At 59.7% G+C, this 18013-nt stretch carries 17 protein-coding genes; 4 read left to right on the top strand and 13 right to left on the bottom strand.

Annotated features, from left to right (window positions below; genetic code table 11):
- The 4 genes from arsB to puuE all read right to left on the bottom strand — a co-directional run bounded on the left by arsB (nt 1) and on the right by puuE (nt 4638).
- Entirely contained in the window at nt 1–1056 is a 1056-nt protein-coding gene (arsB, locus tag ACK3EW_RS18245; protein WP_493807297.1) for an ACR3 family arsenite efflux transporter, read from the bottom strand.
- Between the two features lie 199 nt (nt 1057–1255).
- A complete protein-coding gene (locus ACK3EW_RS18240; protein ID WP_493807296.1) occupies nt 1256–2671 on the bottom strand; it encodes a uracil-xanthine permease family protein in 1416 nt (471 codons plus the stop codon).
- Nucleotides 2672–2737: 66 nt separating this feature from the next.
- Nucleotides 2738–3229 (bottom strand): ureidoglycolate lyase, encoded by a 492-nt coding sequence (locus ACK3EW_RS18235; RefSeq protein ID WP_493807295.1) that lies wholly within the window; start codon nt 3227–3229, stop codon nt 2738–2740.
- On the bottom strand, nt 3226–4638 hold the full coding sequence (gene puuE / locus ACK3EW_RS18230; RefSeq protein WP_493807294.1) for an allantoinase PuuE: 1413 nt from the start codon (nt 4636–4638) through the stop codon (nt 3226–3228). Before puuE ends, ACK3EW_RS18235 begins: the two co-directional genes overlap by 4 nt.
- A 149-nt stretch (nt 4639–4787) precedes the next feature.
- On the opposite strand from puuE, the gene uraH reads away from it, so the two are divergent.
- Nucleotides 4788–5144, top strand: a complete 357-nt coding sequence (uraH, locus tag ACK3EW_RS18225) for a hydroxyisourate hydrolase (RefSeq protein WP_493807293.1) — start codon at nt 4788–4790, stop codon at nt 5142–5144.
- Between the two features lie 256 nt (nt 5145–5400).
- Nucleotides 5401–6462, top strand: a complete 1062-nt coding sequence (locus ACK3EW_RS18220) for a DMT family transporter (RefSeq protein WP_493807292.1) — start codon at nt 5401–5403, stop codon at nt 6460–6462.
- Between the two features lie 13 nt (nt 6463–6475).
- Here the strand turns inward: ACK3EW_RS18220 and ACK3EW_RS18215 are convergent, their stop codons facing one another.
- A complete protein-coding gene (locus ACK3EW_RS18215; protein ID WP_439119482.1) occupies nt 6476–7384 on the bottom strand; it encodes a LysR family transcriptional regulator in 909 nt (302 codons plus the stop codon).
- A 99-nt stretch (nt 7385–7483) separates the two neighbouring features.
- Between ACK3EW_RS18215 and ACK3EW_RS18210 the strand changes: the two genes are divergently transcribed.
- The gene (locus ACK3EW_RS18210; protein WP_493807291.1) at nt 7484–8710 is read left to right on the top strand and encodes a urate hydroxylase PuuD; all 1227 of its coding nucleotides are present in this window, start codon (nt 7484–7486) and stop codon (nt 8708–8710) included.
- Nucleotides 8711–8910: 200 nt separating this feature from the next.
- Here ACK3EW_RS18210 and ACK3EW_RS18205 read toward each other — a convergent pair whose 3' ends face one another.
- The 8 genes from ACK3EW_RS18205 to ACK3EW_RS18170 form a co-directional block, all read right to left on the bottom strand.
- A complete protein-coding gene (locus ACK3EW_RS18205; protein WP_493807290.1) occupies nt 8911–10056 on the bottom strand; it encodes an iron-containing alcohol dehydrogenase in 1146 nt (381 codons plus the stop codon).
- 4 nt (nt 10057–10060) lie between these two features.
- The gene (locus ACK3EW_RS18200) at nt 10061–11437 is read right to left on the bottom strand and encodes an aldehyde dehydrogenase family protein (RefSeq protein WP_493807289.1); all 1377 of its coding nucleotides are present in this window, start codon (nt 11435–11437) and stop codon (nt 10061–10063) included.
- Nucleotides 11434–11835 (bottom strand): YybH family protein, encoded by a 402-nt coding sequence (locus ACK3EW_RS18195; protein WP_493807288.1) that lies wholly within the window; start codon nt 11833–11835, stop codon nt 11434–11436. Before ACK3EW_RS18195 ends, ACK3EW_RS18200 begins: the two co-directional genes overlap by 4 nt.
- Before the next feature lie 2 nt (nt 11836–11837).
- The gene (locus tag ACK3EW_RS18190) at nt 11838–13199 is read right to left on the bottom strand and encodes a glutamine synthetase family protein (protein ID WP_493807287.1); all 1362 of its coding nucleotides are present in this window, start codon (nt 13197–13199) and stop codon (nt 11838–11840) included.
- Between the two features lie 71 nt (nt 13200–13270).
- Nucleotides 13271–14308 (bottom strand): TRAP transporter substrate-binding protein, encoded by a 1038-nt coding sequence (locus ACK3EW_RS18185; protein ID WP_085627643.1) that lies wholly within the window; start codon nt 14306–14308, stop codon nt 13271–13273.
- A 59-nt stretch (nt 14309–14367) separates the two neighbouring features.
- Nucleotides 14368–15693 (bottom strand): TRAP transporter large permease, encoded by a 1326-nt coding sequence (locus ACK3EW_RS18180; RefSeq protein WP_439119476.1) that lies wholly within the window; start codon nt 15691–15693, stop codon nt 14368–14370.
- Complete coding sequence (locus ACK3EW_RS18175; protein WP_493807286.1) at nt 15693–16274, bottom strand: TRAP transporter small permease subunit; 582 nt, start codon at nt 16272–16274, stop codon at nt 15693–15695. Before ACK3EW_RS18175 ends, ACK3EW_RS18180 begins: the two co-directional genes overlap by 1 nt.
- Nucleotides 16271–17041, bottom strand: coding sequence for an N-formylglutamate amidohydrolase (locus ACK3EW_RS18170; RefSeq protein WP_493807285.1), 771 nt, complete (start codon nt 17039–17041; stop codon nt 16271–16273). The genes ACK3EW_RS18175 and ACK3EW_RS18170 overlap by 4 nt, the downstream gene beginning before the upstream one ends.
- Before the next feature lie 103 nt (nt 17042–17144).
- Between ACK3EW_RS18170 and ACK3EW_RS18165 the strand changes: the two genes are divergently transcribed.
- Nucleotides 17145–18011 carry a MurR/RpiR family transcriptional regulator gene (locus tag ACK3EW_RS18165; RefSeq protein ID WP_493807284.1) on the top strand — a complete coding sequence of 289 codons (867 nt, stop codon included), beginning with the start codon at nt 17145–17147 and terminating at the stop codon, nt 18009–18011.
- Nucleotides 18012–18013 lie beyond the last annotated feature (2 nt).

Raw genomic sequence — 18013 nt, 5'->3', positions numbered from 1 at the left:
CTAGGCGTTGGGGAACCAGTGTCGCGTTCGGTTGGCGAACGCGACAAGGGACAGCATCACAGGGACTTCGACCAGCACACCGACCACCGTGGCAAGTGCTGCGCCGGAGTTCAGTCCAAAGAGACTGATTGCGACCGCGACGGCGAGTTCGAAGAAATTCGATGTGCCGATCAGAGCGCAGGGCGCTGCAACGTTGAACGGAACCCGCCACAGTCGCGCCGCGAAGTACGCGACGAAGAAGATACCGTATGACTGGATCAGAAGCGGCACCGCGATCAGTGCAATGACCAATGGACGGTCAAGGATCACTTCACCCTGAAACCCGAACAGCAACACGACCGTTGCAAGCAGGCCGAAGATGGAGAAGGGCTGGACCTGGGATTTGAATGCGTCGATTGCAGGTTCACCACCTCTGGCAAGAAGACTGCGACGGGTGATGTAGCCCGCAATCAGGGGCAGGACGACATACAGACCAACTGAGAGAAGAAGCGTGTCCCAAGGGACGATGATGTCTGTGACGCCAAGCAGGACCGCAACGATGGGGGCGAAGGCGAACACCATAATCACGTCGTTCACGCTGACCTGAACCAATGTATATGTTGGATCGCCTTTGGTGAGGTGCGACCAGACAAAAACCATTGCTGTACAGGGCGCCGCCCCCAGCAGGATGACCCCAGCGAGATAGGCCTGTGCATCATCAGGTGGGATCAGATCGGCAAAAATGACTTCAAAGAAAAGCACGCCAAGGGCGGCCATCGTGAAGGGTTTGATCAGCCAATTCACAATAACCGTGATGACGAGGCCTTTGGGCTTGTCACCAACATGCTTGAGCGAACCGAAGTCCACGCCCACCATCATCGGATAGACCATCGCCCAAATCAGCACTGCGACCGGCAGATTGACTTTGGCGACTTCCAGTGACGCCAATGCCCCAAAGAGACTGGGAACGAGGTTTCCAAGTATAAGTCCTGCGCCGATGGCAAGAGCGACCCAGAGCGACAGCCAGCGCTCGAACGTTCCGAGACCTGCATTCGTGGCTTTGGAAGTATCGGTCATGCGTTGTGTCCTTGCAGCACTTGCGATGATCGCGCGCGCCGCTGTTCGAAAGCCCTTCAGTCCGGCCGCGCCGCACCCTGTTCAACGATCAGCGATATCTTCGCGTCGCGGAAGGCGCAACTTTGCATCTTCGGGTTCTGCAAATGAAAAACCCCCGATATGGGTATCGGGGGCTTTCTGATTATGGGCTATGGAGCAGTTATTCTCCGGGCATGGATCCTTTCCCATGGCCAGCCATACCGCCTGAGACTTCCTCGGTTGCCTCGCCTGCCAGTTCTTCGGGCAGAACAAGGTTCAGCACGATGGCGATCAACGCCGCGGGCAAGATGCCGGAGGTGGCAAGCACTTTGAGTGTCTGTGGCAGGTACTGGAGTGCGTCGGGTTCAAGTTGCAGGCCAAGGCCCAGCGACAGGGCAATCGCGAAGATCACCATGTTCCGGCGGTTCCAGTTCACGTCGGACAGCATCGAAATGCCTGCTGCGACAACCATACCGAACATGACGATCACACCGCCGCCCAGCACTTCGATCGGCACCGACGAAATCACCGCGCCGACCTTGGGGACAAGGCCACACAGGATCAGGAAGATCGCACCGATGGTGACCACGCCCCGGCTCATCACGCCGGTCATGGCAATGAGGCCGACGTTCTGGCTAAAGGACGTGTTGGGCAGGGCGCCGAAGAGGCCGGAAATCGCTGTACCCAGACCATCTGCATAGGTCGCGCCCTGGATTTCCTTGTCGGTCGCTTCACGACCTGCGCCGCCCTTGGTGATGCCGGACACGTCGCCCACGGTTTCGACCGCCGACACAAAGGACATCAGGCAGAAGCCGAGGATCGCGGCGAAGGAAAACTCCAAACCGAAATGCAGCGGGTTCGGCAAGGCAAAGCTGGCCGCGCGGCCCACATTGCTAAGGTTCACCTGACCCAGTGCGAAGGCCACCGCATAGCCGACCAAGAGACCGACCAAAACGGCTGAGACTGACAGCATGCCGCGGGTGAAGAACTTGAGGCCCAGTGTGACGATGATCACCGTGCCTGCCATCGTCCAGTTCAGGAGCGAGCCATATTCCTCTGTCCCGATGGCGGGAACGCCGCCTGCCGCGTATTGCACGCCGACCTTGACCAGCGCGAGACCGATCATCGTAACGACAAGACCCGTGACCAGTGGCGGCAGGGCAAAGCGCAGTTTGCCGATGAAAAGGCCAAGGAACGCGTGGAAGAGACCACCAACAAGGATGCCGCCCATGAGCACGGCGATGGCATCAACGCCCTTGCCCGCAACCAGCGGGATCATGATCGGGATGAAGGCAAAGGACGTGCCCTGCACGATGGGCAGGCGCGCTCCGACCTGGCCTATGCCGATGGTCTGGAACAGTGTCGCGATGCCTGCAAAGAACATCGACATCTGGATCATGTAGATCATCTGCGGAAAATCGGGGCTGTTTGACCCAAAGCCGAAGCCTGCAGCACCGCAGACGATGATCGCGGGGGTGACGTTGGACACGAACATCGCCAGAACGTGTTGGATGCCCAGAGGCACCGCCTTGGTGATGGGGGGTGTGTAATTCGGATCGCGGAGCTGCTCCGGCGTGCCGATGGATGCGTCTGACATGGTTCCTTCTCCCTCGTAACCATTGGTTTTATTGCTGGACGCCCCTCCTCAAAGGCGGCCGGTTCGTTATCTTCCGTCGATCACCTCAAAGGGGGTGTCCAGCCAGTGTTCTTGCAGGTTGGTGCCGTCGCCGATCCGGTCGATGACGGCGAAAAGCCCGGTGCCTGAAAGCGGCGTCAGAACCCCGTGCCACGTGTTGCGGTGAAAGTTGATCGCCTGTCCTGATTGGGTCAGGAAGGCGCGCGGCGTGCCGGGTGCGCCGTCCTCGTCCAGGGCGACGATCACCAGAAAGGGATCATGGCTCATGGGGACAAAAGCCTGACTGCCCAGCGGATGCCGTTCCAGAAGGTCGAGCATGTAGGGCAGGCTGCGCAGCTCGGCCTTGAAGAGGCTGATCCCGGCGCGACCATCCGCGAAGTCGAGCGATGCGCGGTCATGGTAGCGGCCGCAAAGGCCTTGATTGATGAGCTTGTCCGGGTCGCCCGCGCAATCGAGCAGGTCTCCAAACGGGGCGAAGGCGGTGGCCGTCAGCGGCTCTGTGTGGACCTGACGGGTCATGCGCCCAGCTTGTCCAAAAGCCGCAATTCGGCGATGCGTTCGACCTGACGGCATGCTTCGGCGAATTCGGTGTCGCGGTCGTTTTCGATGCGGCGGTGGAACGCGTCGAGGATGCTTGCCTTGGTGTTGTCCTTGACCGCGATGATGAACGGGAACCCGTGGCGCGCAACATAGTCGGCGTTCAGCTTCTGGAACGTGACGCGTTCGTCGTCGGTCAGCATGTCGAGGCCTGCACCCGCCTGTTCGGCGGTGGACTCGGCGGTCAGGCGACCCGCAGCGGCGAGTTTGCCGGCAAGGTCAGGATGGGCGTTTAGCACGCCAAGGCGCTCGTCGTCCGTGGCTGTGCGGAAGGCGCGACAAAGCAGGCTGTGCACGCCGCGCGCGGTGTCATGGGTGGGCCCAGATTCATAGGCGCAAGCGCGTTCAGCGATCCAAGGGGAATGCTCGAAGATGCCGCCGAAGGCTGTGACGAAATCTTCCTGTGACATGTCGGACGGACGTTGCGCAGTGGGCGCGGGGTGTTCTTTGGCCCAGTGCTGTGCGATCTGCTGACGCGTGGCGAACCAGACGCCCTCGTGCCCAGCCATGTAATCCAGCGCCCGTTTGAGCGCGGCAGCGCGACCGGGACGACCGGCGATGCGGCAATGCAGGCCGATGGACAGCATCTTGGGCGAGCCTTCGGCGCCTTCTGCATAGAGGTAGTCAAAGCTGTCCTTGAGATAGCTTTCGAACTGGTCACCGGTGGTAAAGCCCGCCTGAATGCCGAACCGCATGTCGTTGCAATCCATCGTGTAGGGCATGATCAGCTGGTCGATAACGCCAAAGCGTGACCAATAGGGCAGGTCGTCAGCATAGCTGTCGGCGACATAATCGAACCCGCCCTGTTCCGCGACCAGCCGAACCGTGTTGTTGGAACAGCGCCCGGTGTACCAGCCTCTGGGCGGTTCACCGACCACTTCGGTGTGCAGACGGATCGCCTCAACGATCTGGGTGCGTTCCTCGGCCTCGGGCATGTCCTTGTGCTCGACCCATTTCAGACCGTGCGAGGCGATCTCCCACCCAGCGTCCTTCATTGCGGCGACCTGTTCGGGCGCACGGGCCAAGGCACTGGTCACGGCGTAGACGGTGATGGGGATATCTTTCATCATCCGGTGCAGACGCCAGAACCCGGCGCGCGATCCGTATTCGTAGAGCGATTCCATGTTCCAGTGTCGCTGACCCGGCCACGGCTGTGCGCCGGTGATTTCGGACAGGAACGCCTCGGACGCGGCGTCGCCGTGCAGGATGTTGTTCTCGCCGCCCTCTTCGTAGTTCATCACGATCTGTACGGCGATCTTGGCGCCACCGGGCCAATTGGCCTTGGGCGGGTTGGGGCCGTATCCTGTCATGTCACGGGGGTAGCGTTGCACGTCGGTGTCCTCCTGATCGGTTGTCTGTGTAATCCGAATAATCCAAATCGTTTTTCAAGAAATCCCGAAAGCTGTCTCAAATGACTTATCGTTTGCGCATTTTGCGAAGATGGCTGCATAAAGAGGCACTCACACATGAGGAGAGCGCAATGTCCGGTTATTTGACGACCCATGTTCTGGATACCGCGCGGGGCTGCCCCGCCGAGGGGATCAGAATTGTTCTGTCCCGCGTGACCGATGCGGGGCTTGAGCAGATCGCTGAGACCGTGACCAACGACGATGGGCGCACCAAATGTCCTATCCTTCCGGCAGAACAGTTCGAGACTGGGACCTACGAGTTGGTGTTCCATGCGGGTGATTACCTGCGCGCCACAGGGCAGGGGGGAGACGATCCGCTGTTCCTTGATCAGGTCCCGATCCGCTTTGGCATGTCGGATCCGGCTGCGCATTATCACGTGCCGTTGCTGCTGTCGCCTTACGGGTATTCGACCTATCGGGGCAGTTAAGACGACTGCGCCTTTTGTCATTGAAGTGGTCCTGTTGTTTCGGGCTGCTTTGCGCCTGAACCAAGATGCATCTGGGTTAGGTTTCATGCCGCTTGGTTGATCGGTATCAGGTCAAAGTACGCGCCGGCGTGAGTTCGTGACATCCGTCCGAGAGCGCCCCCGCGCCGAAGGTGTGAAAATCGGCAAGTGAGGATGAAACCGACATCCGGGTCGCTGTCTGGCGGGATGGATGCGAGGAAACGGTCAGTTTGTGTTCATGACCGTTTCGACACATACAGCCGCGCCGCCAATGTCCCGCACGCTTCAAGGCATCGTTTGCGTGGTGGCTGGAATGGTGCTGTTTGTCGGTCAGGACCTTTTGATGAAGGGTATGCTGACCATCTACCCCGTGTGGATGCTGATCTTCGTCCGATCGGTTGTTGCCTTGCTGACCCTGCTTCCACTGGTCCTCTGGCTGGGTGCACCGCACCGCATCTATACGCCGCTTTGGCCGTGGTATCTGGCCCGTGTGGTTCTGTTTGCCGGCGGTTTTGCGATGTTCTACGCGGCCTTTCCCTTTATGGGTCTGGCCGAGGTCACCACGCTGTTTTTTGCGGCACCGCTGATGACGGCAACCCTCGCGGCTGTGTTCTTGCAGGAAAAGATCGGGATTCACCGCGTTCTTGCGTTGCTGGTCGGGTTCGTGGGCGTTGTGATCGCGGTGAACCCGACGGGTGGGTCTTTTGGCTGGGTCTCGATCCTGCCGATCATGACGGCGCTGACCTACGCGATCAGCCAAACTATTGTGCGCAAGATCGGAGAGCAGGACACATCGCTTGTGATCGGTCTTTATACGATCTCATTTTCCGGTGTGGTGATCATCCCAATCGGCTTTGCGGTGACGCAGGTGATCGAGATCACGCCGGAGCTTATCCATCTTCGCATGACATGGCCCGTCCCCAGTGTTGATGGTCTTGGCATGTTGGCGCTGCTGGGGGGGATCGGAACAGTCGCCTACACGCTGGTGTCGCGCGCCTACCAGATTGCGAGTGCAAGCGTGATCGCCCCGTTTGACTATAGCTACCTGCCGCTTGCCGCGCTTCTTGGATACCTCGTTTGGGGCGAAGTTCCGCATTTCACCACCTTTGTGGGCATGGTTCTGATCGTGAGCAGTGGCATGTACACGGCCTATCGCGAGTTGCGCATCGAGCGCGAGGCCAACGACAATCCGCCAACGGCCCAAACGGTTTTTACGCCCGGCGCACCTGCTGTGATCTTGGTGGATGCGCTGGATGCAGAAGCGGCCGATCCGGAACAGGAGGTGCCGTCCCGGGAGTAAGGTCAGGCACGTTTCATGCGCTTTTGATCGCGGTCCCGATCCTGCCGATGACGAAATCCATGAAGAGCCGCGTTTTCGGATCCTGCCTGCGCCGATGGGTGAAGAGGCAGGCCATCTGCACCGGGACCGGTGGCGTGTCTTTGGCCACAGCGACAAGACGCCCAGCGCGCAGGTGGTCGGCAACCTCGAACACGGGTTTGAGCGCGATGCCCTGACCATCCAGCGCCCAGTCGGTCAGCACGTCGCCATCGTCGGATTCGAACCGCCCCCGAACCTTGAACCGCTTTGGACCATCCGAGGTTTGCAACCGCCATTGGAATTCGGTCGCGCCCGGAAACCGCAGGTTCAGGCATTCGTGGTTCTGACTCAGCAGGTCGTCGCCGGTATTCGGCATGCCGCGCGCCTTGATATAACCGGGCGCTGCACAAAGCACCCTTTCGACATCGGCGATTTTGCGGATGCGCAGCGTGCTGTCTTCGGGTTCACCCAGAAACACCGCGAGGTCGAGGCCTTCGGTGGTCAGGTCAACCTTACGGTCCGTGAGGCGCAACCGTACGGACACCTCGGGGTACTGTTCGATAAAGGCAGGCACCTGCGGCGCGATCAGGCGACGGCCGACGCCCAAGGGGGCAGCAACATAGATCGACCCGCGGGGTTTTTCGGTGATGTCGACCACCTGCGCTTCGGCGGCTTCAACCGCTTCGAGGACTTCAACGGCACCGGCGTAGAACAGCCTTCCCTGTTCCGTGGGCGTCAGATTGCGGGTGGTGCGCTGGAAGAGGCGGACGGACAGATGTTCCTCAAGCTGCGCAATCCGTGTCGAGGTGACGGCGGGCGAAATGCGCAAATCACGACCAGCAGCAGACATGCTGCCCAATTCGTAGACACGAACGAAGGTTCTGATGTTGTCGAGATAGGACATTGTTCGCAGATTTTTGATACAGCTTGGGTTTTCATCGGAATAGCAGAAGAATGGCTCTGCCGCTAGGTTGTCGGAAACTGCCAAAGGGAGCCTCTCGCCATGTATGATTTCGCCGTTCTTTGGGACTGGATCGCCTTTGCGGTACGGTGGTTGCACGTCATCACCGCGATGGCCTGGATCGGCGCGTCATTCTTTTTCATCGCTCTGGATCTAGGATTGAGAAAGGCCGCCCATGCGCCTGTTGGGGTGTCGGGTGAAGAATGGCAGGTGCATGGCGGGGGGTTCTACCACATCCAGAAATATCTGGTCGCCCCCGAGAACATGCCCGAACACCTGATCTGGCACAAATGGCAAAGCTATATCACCTGGGTGTCTGGGGCGGCTTTGCTCATGATCGTGTACTGGGTTGGGGGCGAATTGTTCCTGCTTGACCCAACCAAGGCTGATCTTGCGCTTTGGCAGGGGATTGCGATTTCTGTGCTTTCTTTGACCATTGGTTGGTTGCTTTATGATTTCCTGTGCAAATCCGCGCTGGGCGAACAGCCGACCGTTTTGATGCTGCTTCTGTTTGCGATCCTTGTGATCATGGCGTGGGGCTATGATCAGGTGTTCACGGGTCGCGCCGCGCTGTTGCATCTGGGGGCGTTCACGGCGACGATCATGACGGCCAACGTGTTCTTCATCATCATGCCGAACCAGCGGATTGTGGTGGCCGACCTCAAGGCGGGGCGCACGCCGGATCCCAAGTATGGCAAGATCGCCAAGCTGCGGTCGACGCATAACAACTACCTGACGCTGCCAGTGATCTTCCTGATGCTGTCGAACCACTACCCGCTGGCCTTTGGGACCGAGTTCGCGTGGCTGATCGCGTCACTGGTGTTCCTGATGGGGGTCACGATCCGGCACTACTTCAACTCCATGCACGCGGGCAAAGGCCAGCCGAACTGGACCTGGGCGGTGACGGCTGTGATCTTTATCGCGATTGCGTGGCTGTCGACGCTGGGCGGGTCAGAGACCTATGACGAGGCGGCAGAGCGTCCGATGACCGAGTTCGAGATGCGCTTTGCCTCCGCCGACGGGTTCGAAGACGCGTATAACGTGGTGCAGGGCAATTGCTCGATGTGCCACGCGCGCGAGCCTTTGTGGGACGGTATTCGCTGGGCGCCCAAGGGTGTCTATCTGGAGACCGAGGCCGACGTGGCGCAGCATGCGCATCAGATCTATCTGCAAGCTGGACGGTCGCACGCGATGCCGCCGCCGAACGCCATCCAGATGGATGACGCGGCGCGGGCCCAGATTGTGGCTTGGTATCGGGCGGTGGAGTAAGGCCGCATGTCAGCGGCGAGCCCATGTTGCCCAGTCAAATATCGGATCAATAGCCAAAGCAAAGCTTTGGCAGCGCCCGAACCGCCCCCACGGGGCGGGCGCGACATTTGTCTGACAGTGGAATCGCCACTTTGCCCCGCTTAGCTGAACTAAGCCCAATCCATGATCGTATTCTTTAGGTCACGCGGTGAAGTCACGGCTTAGAGGACCGACTCAAACAACGTCCGTGTGTTGGCCTCGGTCATGGTGACCGGGTTGCCGCCTGTGGACGGATCGTTCAAAGCGTCGCGGACGAGAACGTCGAGGTTCGCATCCTTCACACCCAGATCGGTGAGCGTTTTCGGGATTGCGAAGCCCGCGTTGAACTGATCGACAAAGGCGCAGAAGCCGTCGAAACCGCCGTCGATGCCGAGATAACCTGCGGCCCGGTCAAAGCGGTCGCGGATGGCGTCGGCGTTGAACTTGAGCACGGTGGGCATGAAGACGGCGTTGGTGGTGCCGTGGTGCGTGTGGTGATGCGCGCCGATGGGGTGGGACAGGGCGTGGATCGCGCCGAGGCCCTTCTGGAAGGCGGTCGCGCCCATGGCGGCAGCGCTCATCATGTTCGCGCGGGCTTCGATGTCTGTTCCGTCGGCATAGGCGCGGGGCAGGTTGTCGACGACAAGGCGCATGCCTTCGAGCGCGATGCCCTGGCTCATCGGGTGGTAATGCGGGCTGGAATAGGCCTCGACACAGTGTGCGAAGGCGTCAAGCCCGGTGCCTGCGGTGATCAACTTGGGCATGCCCACGGTCAGCTCTGGGTCGCAGATCACCACGGCGGGGAGCATCTTGGGGTGGAAGATAATCTTCTTCTCGTGGGTTTCAGAGTTGGTGATGACGCTGGCGCGGCCCACTTCGGACCCGGTGCCAGCGGTTGTGGGCACAGCGACGATGGGATGGATGCCGGCGGGGTCGGCACGCGTCCACCAGTCGCCAATGTCTTCGAAATCCCACAGTGGGCGGGACTGGCCCGCCATGAAGGCGAGCGTCTTGGCGAGGTCGAGGCCAGAGCCGCCGCCAAAGGCGATGACGCCGTCAAAACCGCCTTCGCGGTAGACTTTGAGGCCTTCTTCGACGTTCTTTTCATTCGGGTTGGGATCAACATCCGAGAACATCGCGCGGCCCAGACCGGCCTGTTCGACAAGGTTCAGGGTCTTGGTGGTGATCTCCATATCCGCGAGGCCTCGGTCGGTGACAAGGAGCGGCTTGGAGATGCCAGCGGCTAGGCACGCCTCGGCGATTTCCGAGATGCGGCCCGCGCCGAAACGGATGGCGGTGGGGTAGGACCAGTTTGCTTTAAGCGACATCGGCTTATGCCTTCTTGAGATGGTAGGATTTGGGGCGAGTCAGAGCCTGATACGCCAGTTTGGATAGACCTTGCCCGCGTCCGGTGTCCTTGCAGCCTGTCCAGCAGAGCGCGGGGTCGAGGTAGTCGCAGCGGTTGAGGAAAACGGTTCCGGTCTCGATCCGGTCGCCGATGGCTTCTGCCGTTGCGGTGTCGGCGGACCAGATGGAGGCGGTGAGGCCGAACTGGCTGTCGTTCATCAGGGCGATGGCTTCTTCGTCATCTTTGACCGGCATGATCCCGACAACGGGGCCAAAGCTTTCGTCGCGCATGACGCGCATCTTGTGGGTGACGTTGGTCAGGATCTGTGGGGTCAGGTAAGCACCGCCATCGTCTGCTGGCATGGTGTCGATATGCGCTGTTGCGCCGTCCGCGAGCGCCTCGTCGATCTGAGCGCGGACTTCTTTGGCGAAGCGGACATTGGCCATTGGGCCCATTGTGGTTTCGGGATCCAGAGGGTTGCCGAGTTTCTGCGCGTTGACCCAAGCGACGGCCTTTTCGACGAACTGGTCGTACCGGCTTTCGTGGACATAGATGCGTTCGATGCCACAGCAGCACTGGCCCGAATTGAACATCGCGCCATCGAGCAGCGTGTCGACCGCCGCGTCGAGATTGGCATCGGCGCGGACATAGCCGGGGTCCTTGCCGCCAAGCTCGGTCGAGACAGGGATGAAGGTGCCCGCTGCGGCGCGTTCGATGGCTTGGCCACCGCCGACCGATCCGGTGAAGTTGACGAAATCCACCGCACGTTCCGACAGAAGAGCGGAGGTGGTGTCGTGGTCGAGGACGAGGTTCTGAAACACATCCTCGGGCACGCCAGCGGCGTGAAACGCCTCGGCCAGATGGTCGCCTACGGCCAGGGTCTGGCCTGCATGCTTCAGGATCACCGTGTTGCCCGCGATGAGGGCGGGGGCCACGGTGTTGATCGCGGTCATGTAGGGGTAGTTCCACGGTGCGATGACCAGAACGGTGCCCCACGGGGTGCGTTTGATCACACGGCGGAAGGCATCGCTGTCTTCGATCTCCAGTGGGACGAGGCTGTCTTCGGCCACGTCTGCCATGTAGGTCAGACGTTCGTTGAAGCCGCCGAATTCGCCACCGTAGCGGATCGGACGGCCCATCTGGTGCGCCAGTTCGGTCGTCATGCGGTCTTGCTGGGTGCCAATGATCTCGGCTGCTTTGCGGACCATTGTGGTGCGTTCGGATACCGGGCGCGCGGCCCAGTCGGCTTGGGCGGCTTTGGCGCGTTTGGCGGCGGCAAAGGCAGCGTCTTTGGTCAGCACGTCGCGCGTGAGATACACCGATCCGTCAATCGGTGAGATCAGGTCTACGGTCTTGGTCATTTGATTGCCTGTGTCATATCATGTTCGAGTTCGTTCAGGCTGGTCTGGTGGATCAGCCATTTTCCGTCTGGATCTTTTTTCGGAGTGTTCAAGCTTGCTCCGTAGATGCGAGTTTGTCCCTGTTCGCCCGAAATATCTGCCGAATAGGCAACGAGGCAGAAACCTGTTGCACCATCCAGAGCTGCGTCGAGCACGGTCATCGACTTGTTTGTTTCGCCTTCTAGAAACCATGCGGCGTGTTCGTCGCGGATGGCGGCCCGGCCTATGGCCGGAGGTCCGTAGGGTGAAAGGATTACCGCATCCTCAGCGTATAGGTCTGCGCATCCTTTGGAATCATGAGCTGCATACCTTTCTAGGTAGCTGTTCATGATACTTTGGAATTGCACCACCGCTGTCATGGTCAGGCTCGTTCAAATCCGCGTTGGAGTTCCCAGTCGGTGACAACGGCGTCAAAGGCTTCTTGTTCCACTTCGGCGGCGCGGGTGTAGTGGTCGATCACGTCATCGCCCATCGCTTTGCGGAGCATGTCGGAACTGCGCAGTGTTTCGGTGGCAGAGCGCAGGGTGTTGGGGATCTCGGGGATGTTGGTCATGTTATAGACGTCGCCCGAAACAGGTTCTTCCAGAGACAGCTTTTCCTCCATCCCGGCGATGCCAGCGGCAAGTTGCGCGGCGCAGGCGAGGTAGGGGTTTATGTCGGAGCCGGGGATACGGCATTCGATCCGCACGCCTTTGGTGCCATCGCCCACAAGGCGGTAGCCTGCGGTGCGGTTGTCCACCGACCATGCGATTTTGGTCGGGGCGAAGGTGCCGGGCAGGAAGCGTTTGTAGCTGTTGACGTAAGGCGCAAGGAAGACGGTCATGTCCGGGGCGTATTTGATCAAGCCGGCGACGTAGGATTTCATTGTGTCCGACATGGTCAGCTTGGCGTTCGCGTCGTGGAACACGTTGGTGTCGCCCTTGAACAGCGACTGGTGCACATGGGCGGCGCTGCCCACCTTGCTGGCGTGCCATTTGGGCAGGAAGCTTGCCGCGTGGCCGTGCATCTGAGAGATTTCCTTGACCGCGTGTTTGGCGATCGTGTGGTTGTCGGCACAGGCGAGCGCGTCGGCGTAGCGAATGTTCAGCTCTTCTTGACCGGTCTCGGCCTCGCCCTTGGAGTTTTCAACGGGCACACCGGCGGCCACCAGATGGTTGCGGATCGGACGCATCACATGTTCTTCGCGGGTGGTCTGGAGGATATTGTAATCCTCGTTGTAACCGCTGATCGGGGTCAGGTTGCGGAAGCCCGATTTGCGAATTTCGTCGTAGCTGTGTTCAAACAGGAAGAACTCCAGCTCGGTCGCCATCATTGGCGTCAGGCCCATCGCATCAAGGCGTGCGACCTGCTTCTTGAGCATTTGGCGCGGGGAGTGGGGTACGGGTTCGTGTGTGTTGTGGTCGATCAGATCGCAGAGCACCATCGCCGTGCCTTCAAGCCACGGCATCGCGCGCAGCGTGGTCAGATCTGGCTTCATGACATAGTCGCCATAGCCCGCTTCCCAGCTTGTGGACTTGTAGCCATCGGGTGTGGCCATTTCGAGGTCTGTGGCCAGCAGGTAGTTGCAGCAATGTGTTTCTTTCCATGCTGACTCAATGAAGTTTGAGACGTGGAAGCGTTTGCCCATCAGACGTCCCTGCATGTCGACCATGCAAACCAGAACAGTGTCGATTGCGCCGGTTTCGGCTTTGGCTTGCAGGTCATCAAGGGTCATGTGGGCCATCGTTTCGTCCTTTCATTCACGATCAAAGCGACCCCCCGCAGGGGATCGCTTCTGAGTGCAGCCTTGTTCGATTATTCGAAGTTGTAGGGCGCACCAGCTTGGTTGATCACGCTGTTGTACTCGCGGAAGATGTTGATGATCTTCTCTTGGATCTCACCTTCCGCAGCAACCTCATTCCAGAACTCCTTGGCCGCGTTTTCAACCTCGGCCCATTCGCTTGGCGGAACCTGGCGGAGTTGCAGCTTGTCGCCATTGGCGCGCAGTGCCGCTTCGCCGCCCCAGTACCACTGGTTGCGGTAGGTGTGGCCCGCTTCGGTTGCCGCCATGACGACGGATTTGAGGTGATCCGGCAGGTCGGCCCAGCGTTGCTGGTTGATGAACCACGATCCGATCCATGCGCCCGAGATGTTGTTGGTGAGGAAGTAGTCGGTCACGTCGGCCCAGCCCACGGTGTAGTCTTCGGTGATGCCGGACCACGCCATGCCGTCAAGCTCGCCCGTCTGAACCGCGACTTCGGCATCCTCATATGGGATCGACACAGGGACGACGCCGAACTTGGACAGGAAGCGACCGGCGGTTGGGAAGGTGTAGAGGCGGAGGCCGTCGAGGTCGGCGACCGAGGTGATTTCCTTGGTGGTGTTAAAGTTGCACGGATCCTGACCTGCGGCCGAGATCCATTTGACGCCGACCTTGTTGTACTCTTCTTCCCAGATTTCCTTGAGGCCATACTGGTTGAACAGCACCGGCACGTCGAGGATGTGCTTGGTGGCAAAGGGGAAGTAGCCGCCGAACTGGCGCAGCGGGGTCGGGGACGCCATGGAGTCGTCATCCGAATGCACTCCGTCGATTGTGCCGCGCTGAAGCGCCTGGAAGAGTTCGCCAGTGGGCACGATCTGGTCCGCGTAGAACAGTTCGACTTGGAGTTCGCCGTTGGAATTGGCGTTGATGTAGTCAATGACCGGTTTGGTCACATGTTCACCCAAGGCGGCCCCGGCATAGGTCTGAAAACGCCAAGTGATCGCGGATTGCGCTTTGACGACTGCGGGGGCGGCAAGCGTTCCGACACCGGCGATCCCTGCGGTTTTTAGAAACTTACGTCTGGTGGTCATATTATGTCCTCTCAGTTGGTTTGGGTTTCTGCGCTCCGTTCGCGGAGTCTTGATTGTGGTTATTTGTCATACACGTATTCCGGCAGCCAAAGGGCGATTTGCGGGAAGATCATGATCACGGCCAGCGCGATGACCATCACCAAGACGAAGGGGATGATCGACACATAGATGTCACGCAGGCCGATTTCTGGCGGGGCCATGGCGCGCATCAGGAACAGGTTATAGCCGAAGGGTGGTGTCATATAGGCGATCTGGGTCGTGATCGTATAGAGGATTCCGTACCAGATCAGGTCGAAGCCAAGCGCGCCCACCAACGGGACGTAGAGTGGCGCGACGATCACCAGCATTGCTGTGTCGTCAAGGAACGTGCCCATGACGATGAAGCTAAGCTGCATCAGGATCAGGATCACCCAAGGGCTGAGGCCGAGTTGATCGGTAAAGAGGTTTTCGATTGCCTTGACGGCCCCTAGACCGTCGAACACTGCGCCAAAGGCCAGTGCGGCGAGGATAATCCACATGAACATGCAGGAAATGCCGAGCGTCTGGCGAACGGAGTTCTCGAACACCTCGCGGGTCATGCGGCCCTTCAGAACAGCAGCCATGAATGCGGCGAGTGCACCAATCGCCGAGCTTTCGACCAGCGAGGTCCAGCCGTTCACGAAGGGGACCATCATGATGAAGAAGATCGCTAGCGGCAAAAGCCCGGCGCGCAGGAGGCGCAGCTTTTCGGCGCGCGGGATGTCACGTTCTTCTGCTGGCAGGACGGGGCCAAGCGACGGGTTCAGTTTGCAACGGACCACGATGTAGACGACGAACATGGTCGCCATCATCAGGCCGGGGATCACACCAGCAAGCCATAGCTGACCGACCGGCTGGCGGGCGATCATCGCGTAGAGCACCAGCACCACCGAGGGTGGCACAAGGATTCCCAATGAGGACCCGGCTTGGATCACCCCGGTGACCATACGTTTGTCGTATCCCCGCCTCAGAAGTTCGGGCAGCGCGATGGTGGCGCCGATGGCCATGCCCGCGACGCTGAGGCCATTCATGGCCGAAATCAGAACCATGAGACCGATGGTGCCCACGGCAAGACCACCGGAGAGACCGCCCATCCAGACGTGGAACATTTTGTAAAGGTCGTCGGCGATGCGGCTTTCCGAAAGCACGTAGCCCATGAAGATGAACATCGGCAGGGTTAGTAGCGGATACCATTTCATCAGCTTCATCGCGGCCGAGAAGCCGAGGTCGTATCCGCCACGATCCCCCCAGAGGAAGAACGCGGCAACGACAGCCACAAAGCCGATGGCGCCGAACACGCGCTGGCCCGTCAGAAGCATCAGCATCATGGTCGAGAACATGAGCGCCGCAATCATCTCGTACGGCATCAGACCTTGGCCCCCATGTCATGTCCTTTAAGGCGCAAGATGTCCTTAGCCAGTTCGCACAGCACTTGCAGCAGCATCAGGAAAATGCCGATCACCATGATCGTCTTGATTGGCCACAGGTAGGGCCGCCATGCTGTTGGGCTGCGCTCCATAAAGCCGATTTCTTCGCTTCCCGTGACGAGACCCGCGAAAAAGCCGATGGGCTCGGACCCGAAATAGCCAAAGGAATAGGCTGTGGAGGCGATGCCGCCGTAAAGCAGGAAGCCGAGATAGATCAGCAAAAAGACTACAGTGACCGCGTCGATGGCGGCTTTGCGGCGGTCGGACATTTCGCCATAGATCAGATCCATTCGCACGTTCGACCCCATCTGGATCGAGTACGGCCCACCAAGGATGTAATAGGCGACCATTGCGAACTGGGCCATTTCCAGTGTCCAGAGTGACGGCAGGAAGAACACCTTGGTCACGGATGACCAGAGCAGGATACCCATCATCACGAAGATACCGTACATGACAATACGCCCGATCATGCGGTTGACCGGGTCGATCACGCCGACATAGGCCTGCAGCACGCGGATCATAGCGCCTCCTGCGTGGCGAGGGCTTTGGTGAGCATGGCGCTCAGGATGTCTGCGAACCGGGCGACACCGCTTGCGTCGGAAATCAGGTCGTTGCGCACTTCGATCATCACGTTTTGCAATCCGCGCGGGATGGCATGCTCGCGCAGTGTGTGGGTGACGCCGTCGGTCACCGAATAGGGCGCGTTGAGCCGTGCATCTAAGCCGTCCGGCCTGTTGGCCAGCATCGCGCGCGCCAGCCTGTCGTCGCTATCGTGCAGTAGGCCCAATTCCACCTCGCGCGGTTGGCCGAACCAGATGGGTGTAAAGGAATGAATGGTGACGAGCAGAGGCTGCGTCGTGAAACGGTCGAGCGTCGTGCGGAGCAGGTCTTTGAACGGGTCATAGACGTCTGACACTCGCGCGTCGCGGGCGACATCGGACAGGCCGACATTGCCGGGAACATCCACGACCTCGGACCGTTCGGGGATCGCACCGGGCGCGCTGGGCGGGCGGTTGCAGTCATAAACCAAGCGCGACACGCGTGAGGCCACCAGCGGCGCATCGAGTTTCGCAGACAAGGCCGTCGCCAGATCGAGACCGCCGATATCCCACGCTGCGTGGCTTAATCGGTGTTCAGGTGCAACGCCCAAATCGGCCAGAGCGGGCGGAATGAAGGCGCTTGCGTGTTCGCAGACAAGACATATCGCTGCCCCGCCTTGAGGATTGATCACCTCTGCGGCCGGCCCGTCATTCGGGCCCAGAATCGTATGATCTTTGGCTGTGCTCACGCCGTCATTAGGGTTGCGGGTCTTGGACCTGTCAAGACAATTTCGTTGATTATTGTACCAAAGTGAGTATCAATGTAGCGATTGCTACAAAAGGCGTCAGACGATGGCGAAACCCCTTTCGGTCAAAAACAGGCTGCACGATCAGGCTGGTGCTCTGACACCTGCAGAGCGGCAATTGTCCAGCGTTCTGATGCGCGATTACCCGGTGGGTGGCTTGCAATCCATCACCCGCATTGCTGAAGCGGCGGGGGTGTCTACACCGACCGTGATCCGTCTTGCACGCAAGCTGGGATTTGACGGCTTCCCCGAACTACAGGCCGCCATGCGTGACGAGGCATCTGAGCAATTCAAGACGCCTATCCGTAAGCGCGAAGGCTGGGGTGACACCAAACCAGGATCGGCAGCTTTTACTGCCTTTGCCGAAGCGGTTTTCGACAATCTGAGCCGCACCATTGATCGGCTGGAGCCGGGAACGTTGGATGCCATCGCTGGGGTTCTCGCGGATCGTCAGAGGCCGGTCTATCTGTCGGGTGGCCGGATCACGCGGTCGAATGCGGATTACTTCTACAACCACCTTCAGATCATTCGCCCTGCGGTGACGCTGCTTGGCGCGTCGCCAAATGTCTGGCCGCAATACATTCTCGACATGGATCGTGCGTCGGTTCTCATCCTGTTTGACATTCGGCGGTACGAACGTGATCTCGAACGTCTGGCTGAGTTGGCGAAAGAGCGCGGGGCCGAGATTATCCTGTTCACTGATCAGTGGGGGTCGCCGATCTCTGGGCTCGCGGACCATGTGGTAAACGCGATGATCGAAGTGCCGTCGAGCTGGGATTCGACGCTGGCCATCAACCTGATCATCGAAGCGCTTGTGGCTGAGGTGCAGACGCGTGTCTCCGACACAGCCCGCGAGCGTATCGAAGCCTTGGAAGATATGTTCCGCTCGACACGGATTTTCCGAAAACCCTGAGC

This window comes from Marivita sp. NO-S04 (assembly GCF_059070475.1).
Note: the sequence above shows the minus strand (reverse complement) of the source record. Positions and strands in the feature narration are given on the sequence as shown.

What these genes read in the sequence shown, in the direction of transcription:
- ACK3EW_RS18195 (WP_493807288.1), bottom strand. Translation starts at nt 11,835, where the DNA reads ATGACAGCGGTGGTGCAATTCCAAAGTATCATGAACAGCTACCTAGAA.
- arsB (WP_493807297.1), bottom strand. Translation starts at nt 1,056, where the DNA reads ATGACCGATACTTCCAAAGCCACGAATGCAGGTCTCGGAACGTTCGAG.
- uraH (WP_493807293.1), top strand. Translation starts at nt 4,788, where the DNA reads ATGTCCGGTTATTTGACGACCCATGTTCTGGATACCGCGCGGGGCTGC.
- ACK3EW_RS18220 (WP_493807292.1), top strand. Translation starts at nt 5,401, where the DNA reads ATGACCGTTTCGACACATACAGCCGCGCCGCCAATGTCCCGCACGCTT.
- ACK3EW_RS18200 (WP_493807289.1), bottom strand. Translation starts at nt 11,437, where the DNA reads ATGACCAAGACCGTAGACCTGATCTCACCGATTGACGGATCGGTGTAT.
- ACK3EW_RS18210 (WP_493807291.1), top strand. Translation starts at nt 7,484, where the DNA reads ATGTATGATTTCGCCGTTCTTTGGGACTGGATCGCCTTTGCGGTACGG.
- ACK3EW_RS18235 (WP_493807295.1), bottom strand. Translation starts at nt 3,229, where the DNA reads ATGACCCGTCAGGTCCACACAGAGCCGCTGACGGCCACCGCCTTCGCC.
- ACK3EW_RS18240 (WP_493807296.1), bottom strand. Translation starts at nt 2,671, where the DNA reads ATGTCAGACGCATCCATCGGCACGCCGGAGCAGCTCCGCGATCCGAAT.
- ACK3EW_RS18185 (WP_085627643.1), bottom strand. Translation starts at nt 14,308, where the DNA reads ATGACCACCAGACGTAAGTTTCTAAAAACCGCAGGGATCGCCGGTGTC.
- ACK3EW_RS18180 (WP_439119476.1), bottom strand. Translation starts at nt 15,693, where the DNA reads ATGCCGTACGAGATGATTGCGGCGCTCATGTTCTCGACCATGATGCTG.
- ACK3EW_RS18175 (WP_493807286.1), bottom strand. Translation starts at nt 16,274, where the DNA reads ATGATCCGCGTGCTGCAGGCCTATGTCGGCGTGATCGACCCGGTCAAC.
- ACK3EW_RS18165 (WP_493807284.1), top strand. Translation starts at nt 17,145, where the DNA reads ATGGCGAAACCCCTTTCGGTCAAAAACAGGCTGCACGATCAGGCTGGT.
- ACK3EW_RS18215 (WP_439119482.1), bottom strand. Translation starts at nt 7,384, where the DNA reads ATGTCCTATCTCGACAACATCAGAACCTTCGTTCGTGTCTACGAATTG.
- ACK3EW_RS18205 (WP_493807290.1), bottom strand. Translation starts at nt 10,056, where the DNA reads ATGTCGCTTAAAGCAAACTGGTCCTACCCCACCGCCATCCGTTTCGGC.
- ACK3EW_RS18190 (WP_493807287.1), bottom strand. Translation starts at nt 13,199, where the DNA reads ATGGCCCACATGACCCTTGATGACCTGCAAGCCAAAGCCGAAACCGGC.